Source organism: Streptococcus sp. bf_0095, assembly GCF_004166885.1.
Lineage (GTDB): Bacteria > Bacillota > Bacilli > Lactobacillales > Streptococcaceae > Streptococcus.
Map to the genome: position 1 here is coordinate 122,162 of NZ_RCYU01000002.1, position 26,202 is coordinate 148,363.

At 43.7% G+C, this 26,202-nt stretch carries 27 protein-coding genes; 3 read left to right on the forward strand and 24 right to left on the reverse strand.

Going from position 1 to position 26,202, the window contains the following annotated elements:
- Positions 1-10 precede the first annotated feature (10 nt).
- The 13 genes from EAI95_RS05290 to EAI95_RS05350 all read right to left on the reverse strand — a co-directional run bounded on the left by EAI95_RS05290 (position 11) and on the right by EAI95_RS05350 (position 9,433).
- Positions 11-1,153, reverse strand: coding sequence for an amidohydrolase (locus EAI95_RS05290; protein WP_129822410.1), 1,143 nt, complete (start codon positions 1,151-1,153; stop codon positions 11-13).
- Between the two features lie 188 nt (positions 1,154-1,341).
- Positions 1,342-2,058, reverse strand: coding sequence for a YebC/PmpR family DNA-binding transcriptional regulator (locus EAI95_RS05295; protein ID WP_006146163.1), 717 nt, complete (start codon positions 2,056-2,058; stop codon positions 1,342-1,344).
- A gap of 174 nt (positions 2,059-2,232) precedes the next feature.
- Complete coding sequence (locus EAI95_RS05300) at positions 2,233-2,487, reverse strand: Txe/YoeB family addiction module toxin (protein WP_129822411.1); 255 nt, start codon at positions 2,485-2,487, stop codon at positions 2,233-2,235.
- A gap of 3 nt (positions 2,488-2,490) precedes the next feature.
- Positions 2,491-2,745, reverse strand: coding sequence for a type II toxin-antitoxin system Phd/YefM family antitoxin (locus tag EAI95_RS05305; RefSeq protein WP_173018610.1), 255 nt, complete (start codon positions 2,743-2,745; stop codon positions 2,491-2,493).
- Between the two features lie 239 nt (positions 2,746-2,984).
- Complete coding sequence (locus EAI95_RS05310; RefSeq protein ID WP_129822412.1) at positions 2,985-4,079, reverse strand: nucleotidyltransferase; 1,095 nt, start codon at positions 4,077-4,079, stop codon at positions 2,985-2,987.
- A gap of 6 nt (positions 4,080-4,085) precedes the next feature.
- Positions 4,086-4,826 carry a class I SAM-dependent methyltransferase gene (locus EAI95_RS05315; RefSeq protein WP_277752539.1) on the reverse strand — a complete coding sequence of 247 codons (741 nt, stop codon included), beginning with the start codon at positions 4,824-4,826 and terminating at the stop codon, positions 4,086-4,088.
- Between the two features lie 322 nt (positions 4,827-5,148).
- Positions 5,149-5,502 carry a ribosome silencing factor gene (gene rsfS / locus EAI95_RS05320; RefSeq protein WP_129822414.1) on the reverse strand — a complete coding sequence of 118 codons (354 nt, stop codon included), beginning with the start codon at positions 5,500-5,502 and terminating at the stop codon, positions 5,149-5,151.
- Between the two features lie 14 nt (positions 5,503-5,516).
- The gene (locus EAI95_RS05325; RefSeq protein WP_048789826.1) at positions 5,517-6,017 is read right to left on the reverse strand and encodes a cysteine hydrolase family protein; all 501 of its coding nucleotides are present in this window, start codon (positions 6,015-6,017) and stop codon (positions 5,517-5,519) included.
- Entirely contained in the window at positions 6,018-6,614 is a 597-nt protein-coding gene (gene yqeK / locus EAI95_RS05330) for a bis(5'-nucleosyl)-tetraphosphatase (symmetrical) YqeK (RefSeq protein ID WP_129822415.1), read from the reverse strand. It lies immediately after the preceding gene.
- Positions 6,611-7,243, reverse strand: coding sequence for a nicotinate-nucleotide adenylyltransferase (locus EAI95_RS05335; RefSeq protein ID WP_129822416.1), 633 nt, complete (start codon positions 7,241-7,243; stop codon positions 6,611-6,613). Before EAI95_RS05335 ends, yqeK begins: the two co-directional genes overlap by 4 nt.
- Positions 7,244-7,264: 21 nt before the next feature.
- On the reverse strand, positions 7,265-7,576 hold the full coding sequence (gene yhbY, locus EAI95_RS05340; protein WP_006595720.1) for a ribosome assembly RNA-binding protein YhbY: 312 nt from the start codon (positions 7,574-7,576) through the stop codon (positions 7,265-7,267).
- Positions 7,577-7,796: 220 nt separating this feature from the next.
- Positions 7,797-8,903: a ribosome biogenesis GTPase YqeH gene (gene yqeH, locus EAI95_RS05345; protein WP_049472983.1), complete on the reverse strand. Its 1,107-nt coding sequence runs from the start codon at positions 8,901-8,903 to the stop codon at positions 7,797-7,799.
- A 2-nt stretch (positions 8,904-8,905) separates the two neighbouring features.
- Positions 8,906-9,433 (reverse strand): YqeG family HAD IIIA-type phosphatase, encoded by a 528-nt coding sequence (locus EAI95_RS05350; protein WP_045759146.1) that lies wholly within the window; start codon positions 9,431-9,433, stop codon positions 8,906-8,908.
- 183 nt (positions 9,434-9,616) lie between these two features.
- On the opposite strand from EAI95_RS05350, the gene EAI95_RS05355 reads away from it, so the two are divergent.
- On the forward strand, positions 9,617-10,237 hold the full coding sequence (locus tag EAI95_RS05355; RefSeq protein WP_129822417.1) for a TVP38/TMEM64 family protein: 621 nt from the start codon (positions 9,617-9,619) through the stop codon (positions 10,235-10,237).
- A gap of 33 nt (positions 10,238-10,270) precedes the next feature.
- On the opposite strand, the gene EAI95_RS05360 is transcribed toward EAI95_RS05355, so the two are convergent.
- The 10 genes from EAI95_RS05360 to EAI95_RS05405 all read right to left on the reverse strand — a co-directional run bounded on the left by EAI95_RS05360 (position 10,271) and on the right by EAI95_RS05405 (position 22,893).
- Complete coding sequence (locus tag EAI95_RS05360; protein WP_129822418.1) at positions 10,271-11,182, reverse strand: EamA family transporter; 912 nt, start codon at positions 11,180-11,182, stop codon at positions 10,271-10,273.
- Positions 11,183-11,306: 124 nt separating this feature from the next.
- On the reverse strand, positions 11,307-15,005 hold the full coding sequence (locus EAI95_RS05365; RefSeq protein ID WP_129822419.1) for a pullulanase: 3,699 nt from the start codon (positions 15,003-15,005) through the stop codon (positions 11,307-11,309).
- Positions 15,006-15,161: 156 nt separating this feature from the next.
- Positions 15,162-16,202 carry a 2,3-butanediol dehydrogenase gene (locus EAI95_RS05370; RefSeq protein WP_129270127.1) on the reverse strand — a complete coding sequence of 347 codons (1,041 nt, stop codon included), beginning with the start codon at positions 16,200-16,202 and terminating at the stop codon, positions 15,162-15,164.
- A gap of 108 nt (positions 16,203-16,310) precedes the next feature.
- Positions 16,311-16,691, reverse strand: coding sequence for a hypothetical protein (locus EAI95_RS05375; RefSeq protein WP_129822420.1), 381 nt, complete (start codon positions 16,689-16,691; stop codon positions 16,311-16,313).
- A gap of 100 nt (positions 16,692-16,791) precedes the next feature.
- Positions 16,792-18,234, reverse strand: a complete 1,443-nt coding sequence (gene gatB / locus EAI95_RS05380) for an Asp-tRNA(Asn)/Glu-tRNA(Gln) amidotransferase subunit GatB (protein ID WP_129822421.1) — start codon at positions 18,232-18,234, stop codon at positions 16,792-16,794.
- Positions 18,234-19,700, reverse strand: a complete 1,467-nt coding sequence (gene gatA / locus EAI95_RS05385) for an Asp-tRNA(Asn)/Glu-tRNA(Gln) amidotransferase subunit GatA (protein WP_129822422.1) — start codon at positions 19,698-19,700, stop codon at positions 18,234-18,236. Before gatA ends, gatB begins: the two co-directional genes overlap by 1 nt.
- Positions 19,700-20,002, reverse strand: coding sequence for an Asp-tRNA(Asn)/Glu-tRNA(Gln) amidotransferase subunit GatC (gene gatC / locus EAI95_RS05390; protein WP_129822423.1), 303 nt, complete (start codon positions 20,000-20,002; stop codon positions 19,700-19,702). Before gatC ends, gatA begins: the two co-directional genes overlap by 1 nt.
- Positions 20,003-20,138: 136 nt before the next feature.
- Positions 20,139-20,708, reverse strand: a complete 570-nt coding sequence (locus tag EAI95_RS05395; protein WP_129822424.1) for an isochorismatase family cysteine hydrolase — start codon at positions 20,706-20,708, stop codon at positions 20,139-20,141.
- Positions 20,708-21,496, reverse strand: a complete 789-nt coding sequence (gene codY, locus EAI95_RS05400; protein WP_129270117.1) for a GTP-sensing pleiotropic transcriptional regulator CodY — start codon at positions 21,494-21,496, stop codon at positions 20,708-20,710. The genes EAI95_RS05395 and codY overlap by 1 nt, the downstream gene beginning before the upstream one ends.
- Before the next feature lie 182 nt (positions 21,497-21,678).
- On the reverse strand, positions 21,679-22,893 hold the full coding sequence (locus tag EAI95_RS05405; protein ID WP_023024219.1) for a pyridoxal phosphate-dependent aminotransferase: 1,215 nt from the start codon (positions 22,891-22,893) through the stop codon (positions 21,679-21,681).
- A gap of 212 nt (positions 22,894-23,105) precedes the next feature.
- Here EAI95_RS05405 and EAI95_RS05410 point away from each other — a divergent pair, with 212 nt between their 5' ends.
- Positions 23,106-23,558 (forward strand): universal stress protein, encoded by a 453-nt coding sequence (locus EAI95_RS05410; RefSeq protein ID WP_048716469.1) that lies wholly within the window; start codon positions 23,106-23,108, stop codon positions 23,556-23,558.
- A 41-nt stretch (positions 23,559-23,599) separates the two neighbouring features.
- Here EAI95_RS05410 and EAI95_RS05415 read toward each other — a convergent pair whose 3' ends face one another.
- A complete protein-coding gene (locus EAI95_RS05415; RefSeq protein WP_125329140.1) occupies positions 23,600-25,012 on the reverse strand; it encodes a Cof-type HAD-IIB family hydrolase in 1,413 nt (470 codons plus the stop codon).
- A 64-nt stretch (positions 25,013-25,076) separates the two neighbouring features.
- Between EAI95_RS05415 and EAI95_RS05420 the strand changes: the two genes are divergently transcribed.
- The gene (locus EAI95_RS05420) at positions 25,077-26,039 is read left to right on the forward strand and encodes an asparaginase (protein ID WP_129822425.1); all 963 of its coding nucleotides are present in this window, start codon (positions 25,077-25,079) and stop codon (positions 26,037-26,039) included.
- Positions 26,040-26,202: the final 163 nt, after the last annotated feature.

The window sequence follows — 26,202 nt, forward strand, 5'->3', positions numbered from 1 at the left end:
CTATCACGTCTCATTTGGTTGAAAATTTTTCCAGTAAAGCGAGGGCATTTTCTACGTAATATGGAACTGATACTGCAAAAGCTGCATCATCTATGACCATGCTATCATGGTGGAGATCCGGTGCATCTGCTGCACCATTAGATCCGATAAAAGCAAAGACTCCAGGGATTTTCTCTTGATAGAAGGCAAAATCTTCACCCGCTGTCGATGGCTGGGCCTCAACAACTTCTGCAAAAGACTTGGACCAACGAAAGACTTTTTTAGCCAAAGCCTTATCATTATAGGTAACCGGTGGTGTCTTGCCCCAATCAAAATGGACCATGACTCCCGTGCTGTTGGAGATCTGTTCGATCACGCGAATGAAATCCGCCTTGAGCCGTCTCTGGAGATCCGGATTAAAGGTTCGAATGGTTCCTTCAAAGTAACCAGACTTGGGAAGAACATTCCAGGTTGAACCAGCTTCGATATGGGTCACCGATAGAACAGCTGTCTCAAATGGCGAAACCGTACGCGAGACCAAGGTCTGCAACTGCTGGACCATACTAGTGATTGCTACAACCGTATCTAAACCGAGATCCGGTCGAGCCGCATGACTGCTCACCCCAGTGACAGTCACCTTGAACTTTTCAACCCCCGCCATCATGGCACCTGGACGCAGGGCCAACTGACCCGCAGACAATGATGGCATGTTGTGAAATCCAAGGATGGCCTGTACATTCTCTAGGAGCCCGGTCGCTAATACCGCAGATGCTCCTTCAGAAGTCTCCTCAGCCGGCTGAAAAATCAACCGAACCGTTCCCTTTAAGTCTGCTTCCATACCTTTTAGGACTTCTGCAGCCCCTAATAGGCTGACCTGATGGAAATCATGGCCACAGGCATGCATGACACCAGGGTTTTGACTTTGGTAGTCGAGACCCGTGTTCTCCTGAATTGGAAGGGCATCAATATCTGCGCGAAGGGCAATGACTGGTTTACCGCTTCCGATTTCAGCAATCAGACCGGTTTTTAATCCACTGTTTAAAATGCGTACACCTAGCTTTTCCAAATAGGCTTTAAGATAAGCTGTAGTTTTGTATTCTTGTCCAGATAACTCTGGATGCTGATGCACGTAATGCCGAATGGGCACTAGATGTTCATAGGAAAATGATACCATTTCTCGTCCCCTTTCTAGCATAGTTCTATTCTATCACTGCCTCCCCTATTCGTCTAATTCCTATTTTTTTCTCTCAGTTATAGCCAGGAACTATATCATTATTTTTGCGACCTCTGCTTTCCTTCCTAAAAATTCCAAACCTCAAGAAAAAAACCTTCGAAGAAATCATCTTCAAAGGTCTATTTCTATTAGAATCCATCTACGTTAGTGTAGATCTTTTGCACGTCCTCATCATCTTCAAGAACGCTGTAAAGTTTTTCAAAGGTTTCCAAATCTTCACCTGACAACTCAACTTCTGATTGAGGAATCATTTCCAATTCAGTTACTTGGAATTCTTCGATACCAGATTCACGCAAAGCAACGATCGCTTTGTGAAGGTCAGTTGGAGCAGTGTAAACAGTAATTGTTCCTTCTTCTGCTTCAACATCATCTACATCCACATCTGCTTCCAATAAAAGCTCAAAGATGGCATCCGCATCATCACCCGCAAAGACGATAACACCTTTGTTGTCAAAGAGGTAAGATACAGAACCTGAAGCTCCCATGTTTCCACCGTTTTTACCAAAAGCAGCACGGACATTCGCAGCTGTACGGTTAACATTTGATGTCAAGGTATCAACGATCAACATGGAACCATTTGGTCCGAACCCTTCATAACGTCCTTCTGTAAAGGTTTCGTCTGTATTTCCTTTTGCCTTATCGATCGCTTTATCAATTACGTGTTTTGGCACTTGCGCTTGTTTGGCACGGTCGATAACGAATTTCAAAGCAGTATTCAATTCTGGATCTGGCTCACCTTTTTTAGCGGCTACATAGATTTCTACTCCGAATTTCGCATATACTTTTGAGTTAGCGCCATCTTTGGCAGTTTTCTTGGCTACAATATTGGCCCATTTACGTCCCATGAGGATTCTCCTTGTGTTTGATTCATATTATTTTCAATCTTTAACATTATATCACAAATCGTCCACATTAGACTAGATTTTTCTATTTTTAACGGGGGAATTCATGCGAATTTTCTATGAGTTGGAAACTTTAAATAGCTCGTTTAACTATAAAAAAGCCTCTCTGTTAGAGACTTAGTAATGATCTTTAAATGACAGAAAGGCAACTCCTGACTCATCTAGCATATAAATCAGGCGATTTTCTACATCAATCCGCCTTGACCATGCTCCTTGAAAGTCATATTTCAAGGGCTCAGGCTTACCAATCCCAGTAAATGGATCCCTTTGAATCTCCTTAATCAGGCTATTAATCCGCTTCAGTGTTTTTTTGTCCTGACTTTGCCAGTAACAATAATCCTTCCAAGCATCTTCTGTAAACTTGAGTAACATCTGTTACCACTCAATCTCATGGAGTTGAACCTGACCAGCTCGGACTTCTGCCATGCCCCGTAGGACCTTATCCGACAATTCCTTGTTCTGAGCTAGTCTCAGGGTTTCTTGTAGGCTGTCCCACTCGCTCTTAGAGATGACCACAATATCTTCTTCTGGATTCTTATTCACGACTGTCAAAGGCTCAAACTCATCATTCACCTTCTTCATATAATCCTTCAAATGATTGCGGAATGTTGAATAAACGACTGCTTCCATGACCATACCTCATTCTACCTCTTTTCTATTATTATACATGAAAAAGAAAAACTTGTCAGGAACTTGTACAAGTTTTTCCCTCTCCACTTAATTATTCGTAAAAAAGCTTCTAAATTTGGTAAAAACAAAAAAATCCATTGACTAAAAAAATTTTTAGTCAATGGATAAACACTGTTTCCGTGCATCATAACGTTCTTGCCTTACGTGAATGTGGGCAGAAAAAATTTACGTGAAACTTTCTATTCTTCCACTCTCACTGGCACCCGTCCCCAGATTTGTTCAGGCAATTGGGGGTGACCTAGCTGATACACCTGATCCGCTTGCTGGGTCAAACTATCCCAAGGTTCCTTACCGATTCGGGTCACGATTTCTACTGATTTTTTCAAGCCTTTGAGGTGAGTTTGTCCCTTTGCGGAAAATCCTAAGACATGAATGGCATCGGGAAGAGCTTGATCCATCACCCCTACCAAGATGTAGGTCAAAATGCGGCGCACGCGCGCCTTGGTATAGCGCTTGGTTGCGACTTTCTCCACCAGATCTTCCACAGAGTTAGCACTTCGAACGGCCTCCTTTATCCGGTTGGCCAGTTCTTCATTGACTTGAAAAATTTGTGTCAAATCCGGATGGGTTAGGATTTGATAACGGAGCAGTTGGTCATAATCCTCCCAAGATACCTGTGGAGCCGACTGAAAGAGTTGACTATTGGGCATGAATTTATCGACAAAGTCCTGATCTTCCTTGTGCAGGCGTAGACTAGTCGCAGAAGCATAGTCCCCTTCTTTTTCTTCTGAATGGTAGCCTGCTCCCTGGCGTTGAATAGGCTTGAGTGCAATCCCCTTTCCAGCACAAGCCTTGGCATAAGCCAGCCCTAGAATATGGTTGGGAGTATCCCCTGTGAACTCCACTCCAGCAAAGGTTTCCCACATTTTTTGGGTCTTTTGTGGATAGGATAAGTCTTCTGGAAGGCTTCGCAAGAAAGCTTCCATTTCCGATGATTTCTCAGAATAAACTGTCGCAATCGCTTGGTAATCTATGACCTCTTCTGTCCCAAAGGTCAATTGGTCGATTCCCAGACGGGACAAGATCTCTACCGCTCCCTTGGCAAAATGATCCGCCGACTGAACAGCCACGAGAAAGGGGAGCTCGACCACCAGGTCTGCTCCATTTTCCAAAGCCATCTGCGCGCGAATCCACTTGTCTACAATGGCAGGCTCACCACGTTGGACAAAATTCCCAGACATGGCAACGATTTTCAGCCCTTCTGCCTGTTCCAGCAGGTACTTGTGCCCATTGTGAAAAGGATTAAATTCTGCAATAATTCCTGTAACTGTCATGCTAGCCTACTTCTGCGCTACAAAAAACCATCGTTTACTGGTCTTTGTTGGCTCCTTATCTTCAAAGTCAGCGTACAATTTGAAAGATTTAAAGCCAGCCTGCTCCAATAGGATGTCATAGGTTAAAACTTCATAAGTGCGTTCCTCATGAACTTCATCGTGCCGACTAAAGGATCCATCTTCTTCTTGGACAAAGAAGGTCAGCTCATGGACGATCGAGTGAGGGGCTTCATCCTCGTAGGTATCCCAAAGCATGGCAAAGTCTTCCGCATTTTCATGATAAGAATAGCCTGGGAAGACCTCATCTGTCTGGTAGGTCGAATGGACATCAAAAATAAAGACTCCGTCCTCATTGAGGGCATTGTAGACTTCCTTAAAGACGTCTCCTACTTCTACCTCGTCCTGCATATAGCAGATAGAATCCGAGTAGCAGGTCACGAAATCATAAGTGCCTGCTTGCGACAGGTCCAGCATATTGCCCTCGATAAAATCAATCTTCTGCTTAGCTGAAGCCGCTCTTTTTTCAGCAATTTTCAGCATGTCAGCACTCAGGTCTAATCCTGTCACATCAAACCCAGCTTGAGAAAAGCGAACAGATTGAATCCCTGTCCCACAAGCCAATTCCAGTAATTTTTTCTTATCTTTTGTTTTTGGGAGATGGCGGAGGGAAAAATCCGTCCACAAATCATATAGACTGTCATCCATGACCGCATCATAGACCGCCGCAAAGGTTTCATAAGTCGCCATATTCATGATACCAAGTCCGCCCGTAATCCGTTAGAAAATTAGGAGCACGACGATGGAGCTAAGCTCCAAGGAGAGCTATCTATTTTCCGAGGATTACAGGACGGGTTCAAATCCTTTCTAAGATACAAAGAGCGTTAAAAGCAAAGAGAAAATATGAAACTTTCTGCGTATCGTCAGATACAAAGGAAGTTACTCTTTTTCTCACAGCTTTTAGCTCGTGTTCAGTTATCAAACCTAACCAAACACAAGGCCCTATCCTTTCTTTCCATAGAATTTCAATTTAACCAACAAAACTCAGTTGCTACCAACTGAGTTTACCTGCTTATGCTAGGACTGCTGAAAGATCGACAGCACTTGCTTCGTGCCATAGCTTTTCTAGGTTATAGTGGGTACGCATTTCTTCTGAGAAGACATGGACCACCACACCACCTAAGTCAAGAAGGACCCAACCTCCAGCTGAGTCACCTTCGACATGGCTAGCATTGCCACCAGCTTCAACGACTTTCTCACGAATATTCTCTGCGATAGCTTCCAACTGACGGCTATTCATAGAGCTTGCGATGACAAAGTAATCTGTCACGCTGGTTAAGCTTTGAACATCCAAAGCCACAATGTCTTCTGCACGCTTTTCATCTGCTGCTTTAACAACAAGTTCAAGTAATTCTTTTTCTTTCATTTAGTCCTCTTTCCTTAAAAAATTGATTTGTAATCTAAGACATCCGCAAAACGTTCTGCCCAAATATTTTCATAAAATTCATTAAGCGTTTCTGCCGGAATATCCTCTCCATCAAAGGTTGTGACAGCTCCTTCTGGAATGACCAGCTTGTAGCCGTATTCAAACCCCACTTTGACGGATGTATCGACACAATATTCTGTCTGCATGCCACACAGGACCAGTTGTTGAATTCCTTGTTGATCCAAGTATTCTTTTAATCCTGTCTCCTTAAACATGCTATTGTATCGCTTCTGAAATACCTTTTCATTCTCCTGTCTTTTCAACAGAGGAGATAATTGCCAATCTTCCGAGGTTAAAGCCTCTGGCGTTTCAATATGCTGCATGTAGATGATTTCAATCTGCTGTTTTCTAGCCTGATCTTGCAAATAAGCGATCTTCTCTAGGAGCTTTTCTGTCTCAAAACTTGTTTCCACTAAGATATTTTGTACATCAATAATGATAAAAGCTGTTTTCAATCACTGCTCCTCTTTCAAATACTTCACAAATGCGTTATAGGTTTCAAGGGTTTGGGGATAAATGGGCAATCCTTGGTGGGCAAGGTGTTCGACTGTGCGAGCTGTCTCATAGGCCACAGCACGATCTAAGGAGACTTGGGCGATGTCGCGCGCCTGCTCTACCCCCGGAAAAGCCCGGTTGTGTTCAATATAATCTGCCACATAGACAATCTTGTCTAAGGTCGACATCTGTCCACTCCCCACGGTGTGAATCTCAATACTGCGAAGAATGGCTGGATCTGTCAGTCCGAGATCTTCCTGAATCTTATAAATGCCGACCATTCCATGCCAGACGTTATTTCCCCAGTTTTTCAAATCCGAATCAAGTTCATAACGGTCAATCAAATCGAGAAATTCCTGATCCGATAATTTCTTGGCATAGTCATGCAATAAACCTGCTAGGCCAGCCTGCTCTTCGTCAGCCCCATAGCGCTTAGCTAAGTTACGAGCGGCCTTCTCAACCCCTAAACAGTGGGTTAGCCGCTTTTCTGGCAGGATTTGACGCATTTTTTCAAGCAAGACCTCACGAGGAAAGCCGAGATAGTTTTCATAGGTCATTGATACAAACCTTCTTTCTTGATGTAGTCCAAGACTGGCTTTGGCAACATAAAGTTGGGCGTCCGACCTTGGGCGATAAACTCTCGCACCATGCTAGAAGAGATGTCCATAAGAGGAACATCGACCCAAATCACAGGATAGGAGGTTCCCGCCTTGTAACGGGGACGTTGAACACCGACAAACTGCACCATCTCCACTAATTCGTCAATCCGATACCATTTTGGCAGGTAGTCTACCATATCCGCTCCAATGATGAAGTAATAGTCTGTATCTGGGTCTCGCTCATTGAGCAACTTCATCGTATCGTAGGTATAGGAGATCCCTTTACGCTCTAGCTCAATCGTCTCGATTTCCAGACCTTCAATGCCATCGATGGCTAGTTCGAGCATTTTCAAGCGATGGCCTTCATCAATGGTTTCTTTTTTATCCACATGCGGAGGCTCATATTCTGGCATGAGAAGGACCTTGTCCAAGCCTAATTGCTGGCGAACTTGGTCTGCAACAACAAGATGGGCATTATGGACGGGATTAAAATTCCCTCCGAGGATTCCCACTTGTTTGCGTTTCTTATCTTTGATCTCTGGCTCTAACTCCACCTTAGTAAAGGGGGTTAATAGTTCAATGGCCATATACCTGCTCTCCTGTGTCTCTTAGATTTCTTTTACTTTGACTGAAATCTTCCGGTTTTCTTTTTTGCTTGATTGTTTGTATAAGATGAGGATGCGTCCAATTTTTTGAACCGTATCCACACCAATTTCTTCTTCCAAGATTTCCGCTACTTCATGGATATTCTCATCCGTATTTTGAAGGAGGGTCACCTTAATCAGTTCGCGAGCGTCTAATGCTTGGCGAACACTGGTTTTGATTTGGTCATTAAGCCCGTTTTTCCCAATTTGGATAATAGGTTTGAGGCTGTGGGCTTGGCTATTGAGGAAAGCCCGTTGTTTGGATGTTAATGTCATGCTTTTTTCATTGTTTCTTTTTTGATACTTTTCTGATGTGGTGGCGGTCGTCAGCGACCTCCTAGCGGAGTTCCATGACTTAAATTTGAGCCTAAAGTCTCAAATTTTCCGCGCCTAAGTAGTAAAATATCTACTTAGGCTTTCACCACAGCGAAAAGTATCCTTTCTAGGCTCGTTACACTCGCCTCTGTCTATAAAGAAACTATTTCCTTTCAAATTTTTAAATAATAGCTTTGCGGGTAACGACGGCAACGCCTTCTGGTGCCCAGACGGCTACTTTGGCTTCTCCATTGACGCGGATCCAGCCGAGGCCTGAGATGACGAGGTCTGTCTTGTCCTTGATAGTAAACTCATGAGAAACCAAGGGTGGGAACTCTTCTTTTTCTTTGCTATTAGGTGGAGTTAGCAAGCCACCAACATGCTTGTCATAAAAGGCGGTCGCTCCTTCTAGCTTGGTTCGATGAAGCTTGAGTTCGTTATCAAAGAAGGCCGTGAAGCCTTGCTTTTCCCCCTTAATAAAGTCAAAGCGTCCCAAGCCACCCAAGAAGAGGGTTTGCTCGGGATTGAGCTGATAAGTCTTGGGCTTGATTTCTTTTTTAGGGCTAACATACTTGAGGTTTTTTGCCGTCAAGTAATGAGCCATCTGGTGGCGATGGATAATCCCTGGTGTATCGTAGATATAGGACCCATCGTCCAGTGGGATTTCGATCTTGTCCAGTGTCGTTCCTGGGAAGCGAGAGGTTGTAATGATATCCTTGTCTCCAGTGATTTCTTGGATGATCGCATTGATGAGGGTTGATTTTCCAACGTTGGTCACACCCACCACATAGACGTCACGGCCTTTGCGGTACTGCTCAATCTTTTCCATCAAGTCCTTGATAGCACTCTTATTTTGGGCAGATGTGAGGACCACATCGACAGGACGCATCCCTTCTTCGTGGGCCCGCTCCATCAACCAATGGGTCACCTTGCTATCTTTAACTGACTTAGGCAAGATGTCCTTTTTATTTCCGACCAAGAGGACATCATTTCCTGCTACAAAGCGTGGTAGGCCAGGAATGACGGAGCCATTAAAGTCAAAAATATCCACTACATTGACCACTAGAGCATCACTATCGCCTACTTCGTGAAGGAGCTTTAGGAAATCATCATCTGTCAGATGCACATCTGTGATTTCATTGTAGTGACGTAGACGGAAACAGCGTTGGCAATAGACTTCGCCTGTTTCCAAGCCCTTTTCAAGAGCTGATTGGGGAGTATAGCCTAGCCCCTCTTTATTTTCTGTCTGAATGGGCGCTCCACAGCCAATACAGAATAATTCTTCCATTCTTAAATTCCTTTTTTATATACAATTGGACCATATTTTTCGGCCATTTGCTTCATGACACGGCGTTCACGCGCCCGGTTGATCTGGGTCTTGATGGAGTCATGCTCAACCAAAGGCTTGACCAAAATCGAGCGAATGCCTGCACGATGGGCAGCCCGGATATCCGTCATCAGTTGATCCCCGACCATGACCACTTCATTTTTCTCATAGTGGAAACGTTTGAGGGCCCGATCAATCCCAAAAGTAAAGGGCTTAAGCGACCAGGCTTCATAGTCAATATCAAATTTCTCAACCGCGCGCTTGACCCGTTTGGGGCTATTATTAGACACCACGATTACCCGAATCCCCCCATCACGAAGGTCATGTAACCACTGGCGCATCTCGGGAGTCCCATCCGGATTATTCCAAGCAATCAAGGTGTTATCCAAATCCACAAGGACCGCCTTAATACCCTGTTTTTTCAAATCTGCAACGGTGAGATCATAGGCTGCTTCCACCGCAAAATCTGGTTTGTAATTTTCGATTGACACGTTTTTCTCCATTTTTTATATTCTCTTCATTGTAGCATAAATAGACGTATTTTGCACTTGCTTCGTTGTCTCCCCTTTGTAAGAGGACCCAATCTATCTCTTTGATATTCCCTAAAATGGACAAAATCGTTACAAAGTTCCAAAAACGTGGTATAGTAGAAGAAAAAAATACGCGGAAGAGTTATGATAACAAAAGAAAAAAAATTGAGGGAGGTCTCCCCTCTCCTCCAAAAAATCATTAATTGGTCCTCCATCATTGGGGCCCTGGCAACCCTTGCTTTCTGTATCTGGGCCTACTTTGCTGGTATTCTCCAATCCAAGGAAACCTTGTCGGCTTTTATTCTCCAAGCAGGTATCTTCGGACCCCCTCTCTTTATCTTTCTTCAGATCCTTCAAACTGTGGTCCCTATTATTCCTGGCGCTCTAACATCTGTTGCTGGTGTCTTTATCTATGGCCACATCATTGGGACCATCTACAACTACATCGGCATCGTCATCGGCTGTGCCATCATCTTCCACCTCGCAAGAATGTACGGGCCTAAATTTGTCCAGTCTATGGTCAGCCAGAAGACTTACGACAAGTATATTAACTGGCTCAACGAAGACAAGCGGTTTGATCGTTTCTTCATCTTCATGATGATCTGGCCTATCAGTCCAGCGGACTTTCTCTGCATGCTAGCTGGATTAACCAATATGACCTTTAAGCGCTATATGACCATTATTATTCTCTGTAAACCGATTACTCTGGTCATCTACACTTATGGTCTCACCTATATCATCGACTATTTCTGGCAAATGGCCTAAAAAAGATGTTGGGCAAACACCCAGCATCTTTTTTTATAGAATTCCTTTTTCTTTTTGAATAATGAGGTCTTTCAGAGAAATCAGAAGAACTGCTAACAAAATCATCCCCATCCCTATAAAATCAATCGCATAGAATTGATCGTTCATGATTATATAGGCAAAAAATACAGCGGAAATAGGCTCAATAGAAGCTAATAAACTCCCCTTGACTGCCCCTACCATCGAGGTTCCTTTAAGAAAGACCGTATATGCAAAAATGGTTCCTAACACAATCAAGCCAAAGAGGGCCCAGAGGTTATCTGAAGAATAGTGTCCTTGAAAGGATACCAAGCCACTAAAAGGAAGCATGAGAATCCCTGGCAAGAGCATGCCCACCCCAATGACCAACATACTTCCCCATTTTTTGATTAAATTGAGGGGTAAAATGATATAGAGAGCGTAGGCAAAGGCCGAAAACAAGCCCCAGCCTAGACCTTTGGGCGTAATAGCCAGCTGATTCAACTGTCCATGGGTGGCAATCAGGAAGGTCCCCCCAATTGCTAGTAACATGGAAGCAATCTCAGAGACAGTAGGCCCAACACGATCCTTGATGCAGGTATAGGCTAAAACACCAACCGGGCAAACGTATTGAAGCACTGTTGCAGTTCCAGCATTGGTTTCTGCAATAGCAATCAGATAGGTCAACTGAGTCAATAGCAAGCCAAAAAAGGCAAAAAGAATCAAAGAGATATAAGAACTTTTATCCTTAAAAAAGGCAACAAACTTCTCCTTGTCAGACAGATAGGCAAAGAGAAGGAGGACGGCACCTGAAATTAGTAAACGAATATTGGTTAAAACGATAGCTGAAAAACCGTGGGCCATCAAATATTGCCCGCTCACTCCAGAAAGCCCCCAGGCAATTCCAGCAATCACAGTCATCACGGTTCCTTTGAAAGATGTAGACATGTTGCCTCCCAAAATTAATTAATACGGTACGCTACTTCTTCTCTATTCTATCACAAAAACCAGCCCAAAAGGGCTGGTTTTATGTAGGATTTAAAAACTATTTTTAAATCCCATCTAGAAGATTTCATTCTTCTTTTCTCCCGTTCTTAGCCATTCCTAACCCGAGACCTCCTAAGAGAAGGAGCCCAGCTAAGCTAGTTAGGTTGGAGCTCGCTTCTCCTGTTTCAGGAAGCGCGCGAGCTGGACTTGCTTCTTCTCCATGTTCAACTGACGCAGAGTCAGGATGAGGAGCTAAAGCTTGAACCTCTGGCTCTTCTTTCTTTTGAGCAAGAAGTTGTGACGTCGGTTTAACAGTTTGTGGAGGAAGGACTTTCTCTGGAGATGGAGATACCGGTGTATGGTATTCAGGACGATTTGGAAGAACAGGATTTTCAGCTTCTTCCTTAGTAGACAAACGCAAGACAGTTGCTGTCAAAGCATCTAGTCGAAGGCCTGTTTCTGTCCAAGAGATTCCTTTTGGATCAGTTAGATTGCTAATACCTGCTCGTTCACCATCCACTAGAACATCTGCCTTTCTAAAGCGTTCGAAGTCCGTTCCTAATGCAAAGTCACGCGCCTTGGTATCGGCATTTACTAAGACTAGATAGACATCTCCATTGCTGGCAGTGATTTGGTAGCCAATCACCTGATCCTCTTCTTCGACTCCATTCTCACCTGGAATCGTCAAGAGCTTGACGCGGTTCTTCACTTCTTCCATGTTGTCCATGCGGAAGGCGTCTGTTGACTTACGAAGGGCAATCAATCCTTTGGTAAAGGCGCGAGAGCGAGTATTCTCTGGATAGAGAGCTTCATTGGTTGCTTTTTCCCAATCAAAGTGGTTGATGGCATCGCTTGAGTCATAAGAATCGTGGATGAAGTAAGGGTAGTCAAATGGCTTTCCATTTTCATCTACTAATAAATGAGATTTGTTTGGAACCTTGTCATCGGAAACAGGCGTGCGGTAAGCTGGATCCTTGAATTGCTTGGTTCGACCATATTCCTGACCAGAATGAAGGAACGGTGTTCCTTGAGCTGTCAGAACGAGCAGGTTTCCTAGACGCAAGCGACGATGAATCTCTGCATTATTGGCTGGGATACTAGGGTCCTTCTTGATAGACTGAGCGATAATATCAAAGAGGGTCAAGTTATCATGGGCCGCAATGTATTGGATGACATCACCTGGGCTATCTGCCTCAAAGTTGGTTGGTTGTGCGATGAGATTCTTAAAGATAGTCGCAATCTTTCGTTTTCCATTGGTGATAAAGGCTGGTTGTCCCTCATTTGGATAACCTGATTTTAGATTGTTTCGAACATCATCTGAGAATACAGCAACGGTGTCTGTTTTCTTCATCCAGGATTGGTCTGCTGGTTGTACAGGACTATTTTCATCACCTGCATAGGTCACCCAGCCTTCTCCCAACATGATGAGATTTGGATTCAGAGCCCGAGCCGCCTTGTAGGCTTCTTCGATAGAGGCCGCATCATGGTCACCCATCATGTCAAATCGGAAACCGTCCACCTTATAAGTATCCACTAAATACTTAATCGAATCGACCAAGACCCGTTTGGACATGTAGTGGGTTGTTCCCAAACGTCCACCACCAAAGCTTGTCCGAGGCGTACCATCAGCATCCATGAAATGGTAGTAATTTGGCTCGATATCTTCAAAGATGTCCACGTTAGCTGTATGGTTATAAACAACGTCTAGTACCACTCCCATTCCACGCTTGTGAATTTCATTGACCAAATTCTTGAATTCTTCAATTCGTTTTTGAGGATTGCTTGGATCTGTTGAGTACATTCCTGACAAAGCGAAGTAGTTCTGTGGATCATAACCCCAGTTGTAATTGCTGTTGCTTGATGCATACTCTAACAAGCGCTCGCTGTTTTTCAATTCATTAACGTGGTAATAAGATAGAACTGGCAAGAGTTGAACGTGGGTTACACCAAGGTCTTTGAGGTAGTCCAATTTTTCAACAAAGGAAGCAAAGGTCCCAAATTGGCTCTTAAGCTCTGATGCCAAAGCCGGATCAGAAGTGAAGTCGCGGACATGAGCTTCATAGATGATAGCATCTTCTCGCTTCTTAAAGTTTGGAATGGACGCATAGGTTAAGTCACTCGGACCTAATCTACTTGGATCTACAAAGGCTGCTTTTGCTACCTTATGAACCGCATCTGTCTTGGATAATTCACTATTCCAAGCTGCCAACGATTTGGCATACGGATCAAGGACCGTGAAGGTTTTTCCTTGGCGTTCGATTTCATACTGGTAGAAATAGCCCGTATAATCTTGGATATCCAGTCCTGAATCAGCAGAAAGGGTCTGCTTCCAAGTGCCTCGCTCCCCTTTTTCTAGAGCCACACGGCCAACTAGTTTTTCAGAATCGTTCTTGTCATAGATGACAACGGATACCTTGTCCGCACTTGGTGACCAAAGGGTGAGATCAACCTTCTTCCCTCCTTCATGAAGATGAGCTCCGAGCGTTCCATCGTAGCTATAGGCTTCATCCTTGAGGCGCCAGTTCATTTTGGTCGTGAAGCGGTCATTGTCATATTGAACCGTATAGGACTGATCAACCTGAGAGAAATCCCCCGTATAGGTCACTTTCTTCCCTGCTTCATCTAAAAGAAGATCCTTAATGGTGACAGAATTTCCTTGAGCATCTGTGATCTTGGTCCGTTTGAGCAACTCCTCTTTCTGTGCCCCCGCCAAGGTCGAAAAGCTGGCTTCAATCTTTTCCTTACCGACATGCTGGGCACCCGTCATACGGATATCGTTGACATAGTATGGGTTGGTGTAAACAGTTGGATCATCGTCCCGTAAGAAAATTTGGCTGTGGTTCTTCAAATCAGCAAATTTATAATCTTCTTGTCGAATTTTCACATCGTCTCCAGACTTACTCTCATCCAATAATAAGAAACCAAATTCTTTTGCAGCTTCCTTTAGGGGGATATCAATGTAACGACCGTATTTCCCTGTCGCTACAAAATCTGTCCCATCCGGCCAAGCAGCACTGCTCGGATTCTCTACATCTCCCCAATACCAGAGAGATTTTTTATCATAATTTCCATCTGTCCGATAGTAATTGACTCTGACCGTTCCCTCTGCTTGAGGCTGATAAGAATAGACTTTAAATTTGTCATCCAACCAAGCTTCATTCATTTTTGGAGAGAGCAATTCAATGGACTTGTCTCCTGTGATATTGTCCCCTTTAACATTGTTGATGAGGAAGCTAATCTTCTTAGCCTGATCATTTTTAAGCTTGACATCTAGATAATAGCCGTAGTCATCTGTCTTTGCGTCCTTAAAGGATTGGGCACCTGTTGGCCAGTTTTCAGACGGCTTTTCAACATCATCCCAGGTCCAGAGCCCCTGAGTTTCCTTGTTTTCTTCTGGTAGCTTTTTCACGTGAATCCGGATAGTCTGATCAGCAATCGGCTCCTCTGCCTTCACAGACTGAGGAGAAGCCACTCCTTCAGTGAGGGCGCTTACATTTTCAGGCGCAGTGACACTTTCTTCCAACACTTTTGGGGTTTCACTTGTCTCAGTGTTCGTAGCTGGTTTCACATCCGATGAAGAAGTGCTTGCTTCATTTGACGGGGCTGTCACCACTTCTGAAGCTGGTGTAGGGGTATTGCCCACCTCATCCGCACTGACCGGACCAGCAAAGGCTGTTAATAAAGCCAAGCTCGTCGCAATCGCCACCGAACCAACGCCATTTTTCAATCGACGAATCGCATAGACGACTTGTTTATCGCCTGACACAGAAGGTTTCTGTTTCATATCTGTCTCCTTAAAATGATTAGTGTTCAACCAGTATAGCATGTAAGAATTATTTATGCAAGCGTTTTCTCAATTTATACTATCTTTTTATATTGTCCTCCCCAGTAAAAAAAAACCAGCCCAAATGGACTGGTTTTATTCATAAAATATACTAATTTATGGCTCAACCAAAATCTTGATTTGCGATTTATCTTGCGTTAATTCGATAAAGCCATCTTCAACAATATTTTCCAATTTGATTTTCTTGGTAACCAATTTTTCAGCAGAGAAATAGCCTTGTTCCATCAATTCCAATACTTTAGGGAAGATGTGGCGATAAGCGATAATCCCTTTAAGAGTCTTTTCTTGAATGGCGAATTCATTAGGATTGATGCTGGCTTCGCGTTCCCAAATAGAAACAACCATACACTCACCAGCCTTATGAACTGCTGCAAGAGCTTGTCCAAGAACAACAGGAACCCCTGTTACTTCATAAGACACATCCGCTCCACCATCCGTCAAGCGATGAATGGCTTCAACGATTGATTCACCTTCTTCTGGACGAACCACAATGGCACCTAGCTCTTCTGCTTTTGCTTGACGTTCAGGAGACAATTCAACCGCATAGATTTTTGAAGCACCTGCTGCACGAAGGGCTTCCACGATCAAGAGACCGATTGGACCTAAACCAAAGATAACAGCTGTATCCCCTGTTTTCAAAGCAGATTGACGAACTGCATAAACAGCCACGGCAGCAGGTTCTGTAAGCGCTGCTTGCTCATAGCTCAAGCTATCTGGAATCACATGGACTAAATCTCCATCTAGGACACAGTATTTAGCAAACCCACCATCTGCCGCAAGACCGACGAAGTTCAAGTTTGGATCAAGGTTGTAGTCACCAATTAAGTTGTGTTTTGCCAAAATTGGTTCAATCGTCACACGATCACCGACTTTAACACGAGTCACATCGCTTCCAACCTCAACAATTTCTCCAGCAAACTCGTGACCGAGGGTAACGGGTGCTTTTTGACCAGAATAAACATGCTCCTCTGTTGGAATAAAGATTGGCCCATCCAAGTATTCATGCAAGTCTGTCCCACAGATTCCCGTGAATTTGACCGCAACCTTTACTTGATGAGGTTGTACTTTAGGGACTTCTACTTCTTCGATACGAACGTCCTTCTTGCCATGCCAGCGAGCAGCTTTCATTGTTTCCATATGATTCTCCTATTTTTCTATGAATTGCAATTCCCTTTCAGGAAACCCGACAACCATATTGTAAACCCTTTCACAAACTTTGTCAAGAAGAAACAGACGGTTAATATCTTAATTATCGGCCCGAGATGACTCTAGTTTCCAACCGACAATCCAGCCCAGAACAAGAAGATAATTTTCAAAAGCTCCAATAGCATTTACTGGCAAATGATAGTTGAGATAAGCAAATAAATGATTGGTTCCAATTCCGATGCCACCAACAATCAAGGCCAATAAAACCGTACGAAGATAAAACCAATCATATTTGAAATTAACAGCAATGAGAATCACAAGAACTGCCACATTCCAAATCCCAATCTCCCGCTGCCAACCGATAGAAATACCATATCCCGAATGACTTCCCATATAAGATGGAAAGAACAGCTGGAAGACAATCGCTCCAGACATGGCGATGATAACCAGGACAAATAAGACTCTTAAAAATTTGTTCATGTAACTCCTCCTAATGCCAGTTGATATGTAATGATCTTTCCTATTCTAACACAATTTTATGGATAGTAAAAACCAACCTCTCGGCTGGTTTTTTTCTCTATTACTCTTCTTTCAACTTCGCCAATTCTTGGGCAAGTAGTTTAAGAGCTACTTGTGGGTTGGCTTGGCCTTTAGTTGCTTTCATGAGGAAGCCGGTGAAGGCCTTGTCCGCATTCCGCTTCCCTGACTTGAAGTCGGCTACTGCTGCTTCGTTGTCTGCAAAGACTTGGTGGATGATAGGGATTAAGACTTCAGGATCTGAAATCTGTACCAATCCAGCTTTTTCAACGTATTCACGCGCACCGCCACCGTTTTTCGCCAAGTGAACAAAGACTTTCTTAGCAATCTTAGATGAAATGGTTCCATCTTCGATGATGGCAATCATTTCGACCAAATTTTCTGGTGTCAATTGGATTTCTTCCAGCGTTTTGCCTTCTGCATTCAAGAATTGTGCGACTTCCCCTTGGAGCCAGTTAGACACTTGTTTGGCATCACCACCAAGGGCTACAGCTGCTTCAAAGAAGTCAGAAGTGACTTTCGTCGCTGTCAATTGGTTGGCATCATAGTCAGACAAGCCAAGCTCTGCCACGTAGCGAGCACGACGGTCTTTTGGAAACTCTGGCAACTCTGTGCGCATTTCCTCGATCCACTCATCTGAGATTTCAAACAATGGAAGGTCTGGTTCTGGGAAGTAACGGTAATCCGCTGCTCCTTCTTTGACACGCATAAGAATGGTGCTCTTATTCGCTTCATCATAACGGCGTGTTTCTTGACGAATGACCCCACCTGATCGCAAGATTTTCGCTTGGCGCTGTACTTCGTATTCAAGACCTTTACGGACGTTTGAGAAGGAGTTCAAGTTTTTCAACTCCGTCTTGGTACCGAATTCCTCTTGGCCGTATGGGCGAAGGGAAATGTTGGCATCCACCCGCATCGATCCTTCTTCCATCTTGACGTCTGAAATACCAGTGTAGTGGATGACTTCTTTCAAAGCTGTCAAATAAGCATAGGCTTCTTCTGGAGAACGCATGTCTGCTTCAGATACGATTTCGATCAATGGAACCCCTTGACGGTTAAGGTCTACGTAAGAGAATCCATCTGTTCCGTGGGTGTTTTTACCGGCATCTTCTTCCAAGTGAGCTCGTTCAATCCCAATTTTCTTGGTTGAGCCGTCTTCCAATTGCACTTCAATCCAACCGTTATATCCGATTGGCTCGTCAAATTGCGAAATTTGGTAGGCCTTTGGATTATCAGGGTAGAAATAGTTCTTCCGGTCAAAGTGCATGTGCTGATGGATATCCATATTCAGCGCCAAAGCAGCCTTGATACCAGCATCCACAACACCCTTGTTCAAGACAGGAAGCACCCCTGGGAAAGACCAGTCAATCACATTGGTATTGGCATTTTGCTCGTTCCCAAAGTGAGCAGAGGTTGGTGAGAAAATTTTTGAGTTTGTATTCAATTCAACGTGGACTTCAAGTCCGATGACTGTTTCAAAGTTCATTAATTGTCACCTCCGAAAATAAGGGGTTGTTGCTTGTGGTAATCCGTCGTTGCTTCAAAGGCAGCTGCAGCTTGGTAGATGGTTTCTTCAGAATACTTGGGACCAATCAACTGCAAACCAACTGGAAGACCTTGCGCAAAACCTGCAGGAATCGAAATTCCTGGAAGACCTGCCAAGTTGACTGGAATGGTCAACAAGTCCGCCAAGTACATGGCAACCGGGTCATGGTTGAGCGAATCCAAATCAAAGGCTACACTTGGAGCGGTTGGACCAAGGATAAGGTCGTAATCCGCAAAGACTTTTTCGAAGTCTTGGATAATGAGGGTACGGACTTGACCAGCTTTCTTGTAGTATGCATCGTAGTAACCAGATGACAAACTAAAGGTACCCAGCATGATCCGGCGTTTCACTTCATCACCAAATCCTTGACTGCGAGTGTTGACATAAATATCATCCAAATTCTTGGCATCTTCCGCACGGAAACCATACCGAATGCCATCGAAACGTTGCAAGTTTGAAGAGGCTTCCGATGAAGCGATGATGTAGTAGACAGCAACCCCGTATTTAGAATGAGGCAAGCTGACTTCTTCGACAGTTGCTCCCAATTTTTCAAAGTGTTTGGCCGCATTAAGAATGGTTTCTTTGACTTCTGGGTCAATTCCTTCGCCAAGGTATTCCTTAGGAAGGGCAATCTTCATGCCTTTGATATCTTGACCGATCTTAGAAGTATAATCTGCTACGCGGACGGGCGCTGAAGTTGAATCTTTGACATCTTCACTGGTAATGACATTGAGCAAGAGGGCATTTTCCTTAACGGTTGGTGCAAAAGGACCAATTTGATCCAATGAACTACCAAAGGCAATGAGACCAAAGCGGGAAACCGTTCCATAGGATGGCTTGAGACCAACAATCCCATTAAAGGCAGCCGGTTGGCGGATAGAACCCCCGGTATCTGAACCAAGGGACAGACGGACTTGCCCTGAAGCCACAGCTACAGCAGAACCACTAGATGATCCACCAGGAACCTTGCAGTGGTCCCAAGCATTCTTGGTTGGTCCATAGTAAGAAGTTTCACCAGATCCCCCCATGGCAAATTCATCCATGTTGGTCTTCCCGATGACAATCATATCTTTAGCTTTGGCATTGGCAACAGCTGTCGCATCAAAGATTGGCTCGTAGTTATAGAGCATTTTTGATGCCGCAGTCGTCAAGATACCATCTGTTGAGATATTGTCTTTGACCGCGAGCGGAATCCCTGATAGGAGGTTGTCTGCATCGATTCCTTTTTCATCAATAGCCTTGGCTTGTGCAAGGGCAGCTTCTTCGGCCACCGTTACAAAGGCATTGATTGCTTCTTCACGCGCCTTGATATCATCAAGCGTCGCTTGGGTCAATTCGGTTGCTGAAATTTCCTTAGAGACAAGGAGGTCGTGCAACTCTTCAATGGTTTTATGGTTGAATGACATTAGGCATCTCCTCCATCTTCTAGGATAGCTGGTACCTTGATGTAGTAATTATCTTTTTCAGGTACATTTTTAAACAAACGGTCACGGTCCGTCCCTTTTTCAGCAACATCCGGACGCAATACGGTCTTGCGATCCGCCATGGTTGTTGTTGGAGCCACACCGGTTGTGTTCACTTCTTCCAACAATTCCACCATGTCGACAATTTTAGACAAGGTTGTCGCAAACTCAGCTGTCTCTTCTGGAGAGAATTTCAAATTTGAAAGATTGGCAACGTGGGTTACCTCTTCTTGCGTAATTTTCATCTTGCTTCCTTTCGTGAAATGATGATTTTTCAATACCCTCTATTTTACCATATTTTTAGTATTTATGCGGTAGTTTGGCAAGAAAATAGAGTCCGAGGAAGGTTAGGCATTAGGCCATTCTCCTCGAACTCTAATCTTACAATTCTTCTAATTGTTCATTCACCACTTTTGCTCCCAAAACATGTTTGAAATGATTTAAAGCAAACTGGTGATTTTCAGGAGTGAGCGACGCCACTGCAGGCGCGACCACTTCGATCTGATAGCCCAGATTATAGGCATCTACTGCTGTATGGAGGACACAAATGTCCGTTAAGACTCCCGTCAAAACAACTGTATCTACGCCACGTTCCCGGAGGCGGATATCCAAGTCAGTTCCTGAAAAAGCAGAATAATGACGCTTGTCCATCCAAAAAACACGTGGATCCGCTTTGTGTTCCCGATAAAAATCAGCTAAGGGACCATACAAATCCCGTCCACTAGTCCCAATGATATTATGAGGTGGGAAGAGCTTGCTTTCTGGATGAAAGGGATCGTCTACATCATGAGCATCAATCGCAAAAAAGACATAGGCCCCTTGGTCAAAGGCTAATTGGGTCACCTGGGCAATGCTCTCAGAAATGGCTTGGGCGGGAGCTCCTGCCGTTAGCTTACCTTCATCCGCTACAAAATCAACGGTGTAGTCAATCGAAATTAATGCTTTGCTCATTAGTAGTCTCTTTTCTTAATTTCTTCAAAAATATCTGGGATCAAAACTTTGAGATAAGTTCCCTTCATCCCGAGTGAACGACTTTCAATAATACCAGCTGATTCCAATTTCCGAAGCGCATTGACAATCACAGAGCGGGTAATACCGATTCGATCCGCAATCACAGAAGCAGTTAACTGTCCTTCATTCCCCTTCAATTCCCCAAGGATGGCAGAAACCGCCCGCAGTTCAGAGTAAGACAAGGTATTAACAGCCATATTGACCGCTGTCCGGCGACGAATATTTTTCTCATCTTCCTCTCGTTGGAAGTTCAACATTTGAATCCCAACTACAGTACTAGCAATCTCAACCAAGATCAAATCATCATCCGCAAATTCTTTATCATTGCGCCAGATAATCAAAGATCCCAAACGAATCCCAGATACGTGGATAGGAGCAATGGTCGTCAAGCCATCAGGAAATTCAGACTTGGTCTCTACCGGAAAGATACTTAAATCGTGATCTACATCTAAATTCGCCTCTGTATCATAGACTAAACTGGCCGCTTTCGCATAATCTTCAGGTAATTTTTTATTGTCAAAAAAAGCCTCAACCCGGTCATTATTGGTTTTGTAGCGCATGAAATAACCTAGAAGAGTTCCCTTGCTATTAATAATACAAGCATTACAATGAATGATATCAGCCAGTTGACGGGCAATTGCATTATAAGGCATTTCATCTTGCAACTGTTCTTCAGAACGTTTCAAGATAGATGTAATTTTTCTCGTTTTTTCTAATAATTTAGCCATAATAAACCTCGCATATAGTCAGCTAAAGTATATCATATAAGAGGGGGAATTTCAATCAAATTATCTGAAAATTATTTATTTTTTCTACAATTATATGCAATTCAGAAAAATTAGCCTTACGTAACAAAATATTCGCTGGATTCATACAAAAAAGAAACCGCCTATTAGCGATTTCTCTTCTATTATCGTTTGTATTGTTTTAAGAAACGAGTCATCTTCTCTTGAATTTGAGCCAATTCCTCTACTCGAGGAAGGTAAACAATCCGGAAATGATCTGGCTCTTTCCAGTTGAATCCACGTCCATGAACCAAGAGAACCTTTTCTTGTTTTAAGAAATTCAAGACAAACTGCTCATCATCATCTACCCGGTACATTTCACGATCAATCTTAGGGAAGATATAAAGACCAGCTTTTGGTTTGACAGCTGAAAGCCCTGGGATATCGTTGATGGCCTTGTAGATAAAGTTCCGTTGCTCGTAGATTCGACCACCTGGGAGCAAGAGTTCGTCCACTGACTGGTAGCCTCCCAAAGAAGTCTGAACCACTTGTTGGGCCAAGACGTTTGAACACAGACGCATATTGGAGAGCATATTGAGCCCTTCGATATAGCCCTTCACATGGTGTTTTGGTCCAGACAAGACCATCCAGCCCACACGGAAGCCCGCGATGCGGTGTGATTTGGACAAACCGTTCATGCTGACACAGAACAAATCTGGCGCGAGACTAGCAATGGCTGTGTGTTTGGCACCATCCATGACCAAGCGATCATAAATTTCATCCGCAAAGATAATCAAGCCATGCTGACGAGCAATTTCAACAATTTCCAACAGAATCTCATCTGGATAGAGGGCTCCGGTCGGGTTATTTGGGTTAATCACGACGATAGCCTTGGTGTTTGAAGTGATTTTCGACTTGATATCATCAATATCAGGATACCACTCAGCCTCTTCATCACAGACATAGTGTACTGCATTTCCACCTGCTAGGCTGACCGCTGCTGTCCAAAGAGGATAGTCTGGCATTGGCACAAGTACTTCATCGCCATTATCCAGCAAGCCTTGCATGGACATCACGATCAACTCACTGACACCATTTCCGATATAGATATCATCAATCTCAACATTCGGAATCTTTTTCAATTGGCTATACTGCATAATAGCCTTACGGGCAGAAAAAATTCCTTTTGAATCCGAATACCCTTCACTATCCCGAGCATTCATAATCAAATCATGAATGACTTCGTCGGGAGCCGTGAACCCAAATTCAGCCGGATTTCCTGTATTTAAGCGAAGGATTTTCTCCCCGTTGGCCCGCATGCGCATCGCTTCTTCTAAGACTGGACCACGAATATCGTAAGCAACGTGCTCTAGCTTGACGGACTTATTGTATTCTTTCATGATTTTTTCCTCACTTTATCAAACTGCTTCCATTATACCACTAGTTAATCTGGAGTACAACTGAGCAACCTCTTTCATTCTCAATGAAATCCTATAGATATCCGATTTGACCTTTACTTTCTATGGTAAAAGGTTTAAAATATAATTATAGGTAACATAAATGGGTTCTTCCATTTCTTTTCACGTTTTCAAGCAGTAAAGGAGGACGGAACATGTCTCAAAAATACGAAAACATCATGGTTGCAGTTGATGGATCTCGCGAAGCTGAACTCGCTTTTGAGAAAGGGGTCAATGTTGCGTTGCGAAACGGATCAAAGCTTACTCTCGCTCATGTCGTTGATACACGCGCCTTACAAAGTGTCTCTAGCTTTGATGCCGAGGTGTATGAAGGATTCCAAACAGAAGCTAATGAACTTTTGGAAGGTTATATCAAACGTGCAAAAGAAGCCGGTGTCCAAAACATTGCTTCAGTGATTGAAATGGGGAATCCAAAAGTCCTCTTAGCGACTGATATCCCAGAAGAAGAGGGAGTTGACCTCATCATGGTTGGAGCGACTGGTCTCAATGCTTTTGAACGTTTACTAGTCGGGTCTTCATCTGAATACATCCTCCGCCATGCCAAAGTCGATTTGTTAGTGGTTCGTGAGACAGAAAAGACCTTATAAACTTTATAAAAACCAAAAGGTGTGAAGGAAAGCGAATTTCCTCACACCTTTTTATTTTCTTCCGATTCTGCTGTTTTTTCAGAGCAGTGTTTTTGATAAGCTTTGATTTGCCGTTCTAGCTCTTTTTGAATAGCTGGCTCAGGGGCATACTTTTCTTCCCAGTCGTCCGGTTTTAAAATTTTATGCGTGACTTCATCAAAGTGAGCCTTTCCATCTGGGAAAATCTTCCCCATGTTTGCGCGGTGTACAATCTCAAAGACCTCTTCAGGATCGACCCCCATTAGAACAAAACTACCATAAGTAAGATACAAGGTATCAATCAAGGCATCGACCTGCCCCACCATGGAGATCTCAGCTGGATGTTTGCTACGAACCTTATTAGCTGCCTCATCTAGGGCTTGATGCAAGCTTTCAATTGAACGATCAAAGGTTGCTTCGTCTTTGCTAGCCGCGCGGATAAATTCAACCAGTTCTTCCTGCTTAAACATGGTTCGGTAAAGAGCCTCTTGATTGTCCCAGGCCTTTGGTTCTTCCTGGGTTTGACCATCCATGAGTTGATGAAAGGCTTTGACCTTATTAAAGTGATCGTCGCGACTAACAAAAAGTGACTGATCCGTGATAATGCCAAAATGTTCCAGCGCTTTTTGGATCCCGTCTTTGGTATTACTGGTCGTCGTATGCTGAGCTACTTCTTTGACCCTGCTGGTTCCATTCCCCATCGCAATCGATAAGCCAACACCCGAGAGCATTTCTAAGTCATTATCCGAATCTCCAAAGGCCATCACCTGGTCCATTGAAAAGCCAAATTCCTCTCCTACAATCCGAATTCCTTCCATTTTTGAGTTATCTGGATTGATGACATCCGCCGCGAAGGGGCTGGAACGCGTAAATTTTAATTCAGGAAAAGCTTGCTCAACTTTTTGAGTGTCTTTAGGACTAGCTAATAAGAGAACCTGATAAACTGGTCCCTGGGCAATTTGTTGCAGTTGCTTTTGATCCTGAGGGACAGCCTTGCTAACCACCTTGTTGAAGCCCTGACTAACTGCCTTTGAAAAGCCTTTTGGTACAAATCGCGCAGACCATAGAGAAATCGGACTCAGACCAAAACTCATAATGCGAGAGCCTTCAACTCCATCTTCTGTTCCTAAGGCGATCTCAATGCGATGTTTTTTTGCGTAGTCAATTAAGTCATGCAGATTCTTCTTATCAATTGGAGAAGCAGATAAGACCTTATCCTTGGTAAAAATATACTGACCATTATAGGTGACCGCAAAATCAAAGTCATAGCGCTCGATAAAAGGACGGACAAAGAAGGGTCCTCGCCCTGTTGCCAAACCAACAAAAATTCCTTGTTCCTTTAAGGCGCGAATGGCTTTTTCAGTTGACTTCAAGACCATTCGACTATCATTGACCAAGGTTCCGTCAATGTCAAAAAAGACCGCTTTTATTTCCATGATGACTGCTTTCTTTCCGTTTTATGATACAATAAATTATAACACACATTCCAAGGAGACACACATGATTAAGAAAATTTTGGCCCTTCATACAGGAGGGACCATCTCCATGCAGGCAGATGCCTCTGGAGCTGTCGTGACCAATTCATCCAATCCTATGAACCATGTTGATTTGTCACTGGCAGGAATTGAGCTTACTTCAGAAGATTTTTTAAATTTACCCAGCCCTCATGTAACTCCTCAGCACATGTTACAACTCTATCATAAGATTCAGAAAGAGGCTTCCCAGTATGATGGGATTGTCATTACCCATGGTACCGATACTCTTGAAGAAACAGCCTACTTCTTAGATACCATGGACTTGCCAACTATTTCAGTAGTCTTAACAGGAGCCATGAGAAGCTCCAATGAATTAGGAAGCGACGGCGTCTATAACTATCTGACCGCCATCCGAGTAGCAGCAGATCCCAAATCACAAGACAAGGGTGTCTTGGTCGTGATGAATGATGAAGTCCATGCAGCCAAGTACGTGACCAAAACACATACCACCAATGTCAGCACCTTCCAGACCCCCACACATGGCCCTCTAGGCTTGGTCATGAAAAAAGAAATTCTTTTCTTCAAAACAGCTGAACCCCGTGTGCGTTTTGATTTGCAAGAAATCAAGGGAGTTGTCCCCATCATTTCAGCCTATGCTGGCATGAAAACAGAAGTCCTTGACCTACTAGATGTCCAACAAATGGATGGTTTGATCATTGAAGCCTTTGGTGCAGGAAATCTTCCTAAGGAAGTAGCTGAGAAACTCTTTGAATTTCAAGAGGCTGGCCTTCCTATTGCCTTGGTTTCCCGTTGCTTCAATGGAATTGCGGAACCTGTCTATGCTTACGATGGGGGCGGAGTCAAACTTCACGAGCACGGCATCTTCTTTGTCAAAGAGCTCAATGCAGCTAAGGCCCGGCTGAAGCTCCTGATTGCTCTCAATGCCGGATTAAAAGGCGATGAATTAAGAGACTATATAGAAGGTTAAAATAACAATAGAAGGTGTGATGGTGGATACATCCGCCTTTTGTATTTAAAAATAGCTCTGATGGACTGAGATAATGATTGACAAGATGAATTTCAACATGGTTCGCATAGCTAGGACCTCTTTTCTATTTTTTACGATTATAGGTCCACAAACTTAAAATAAG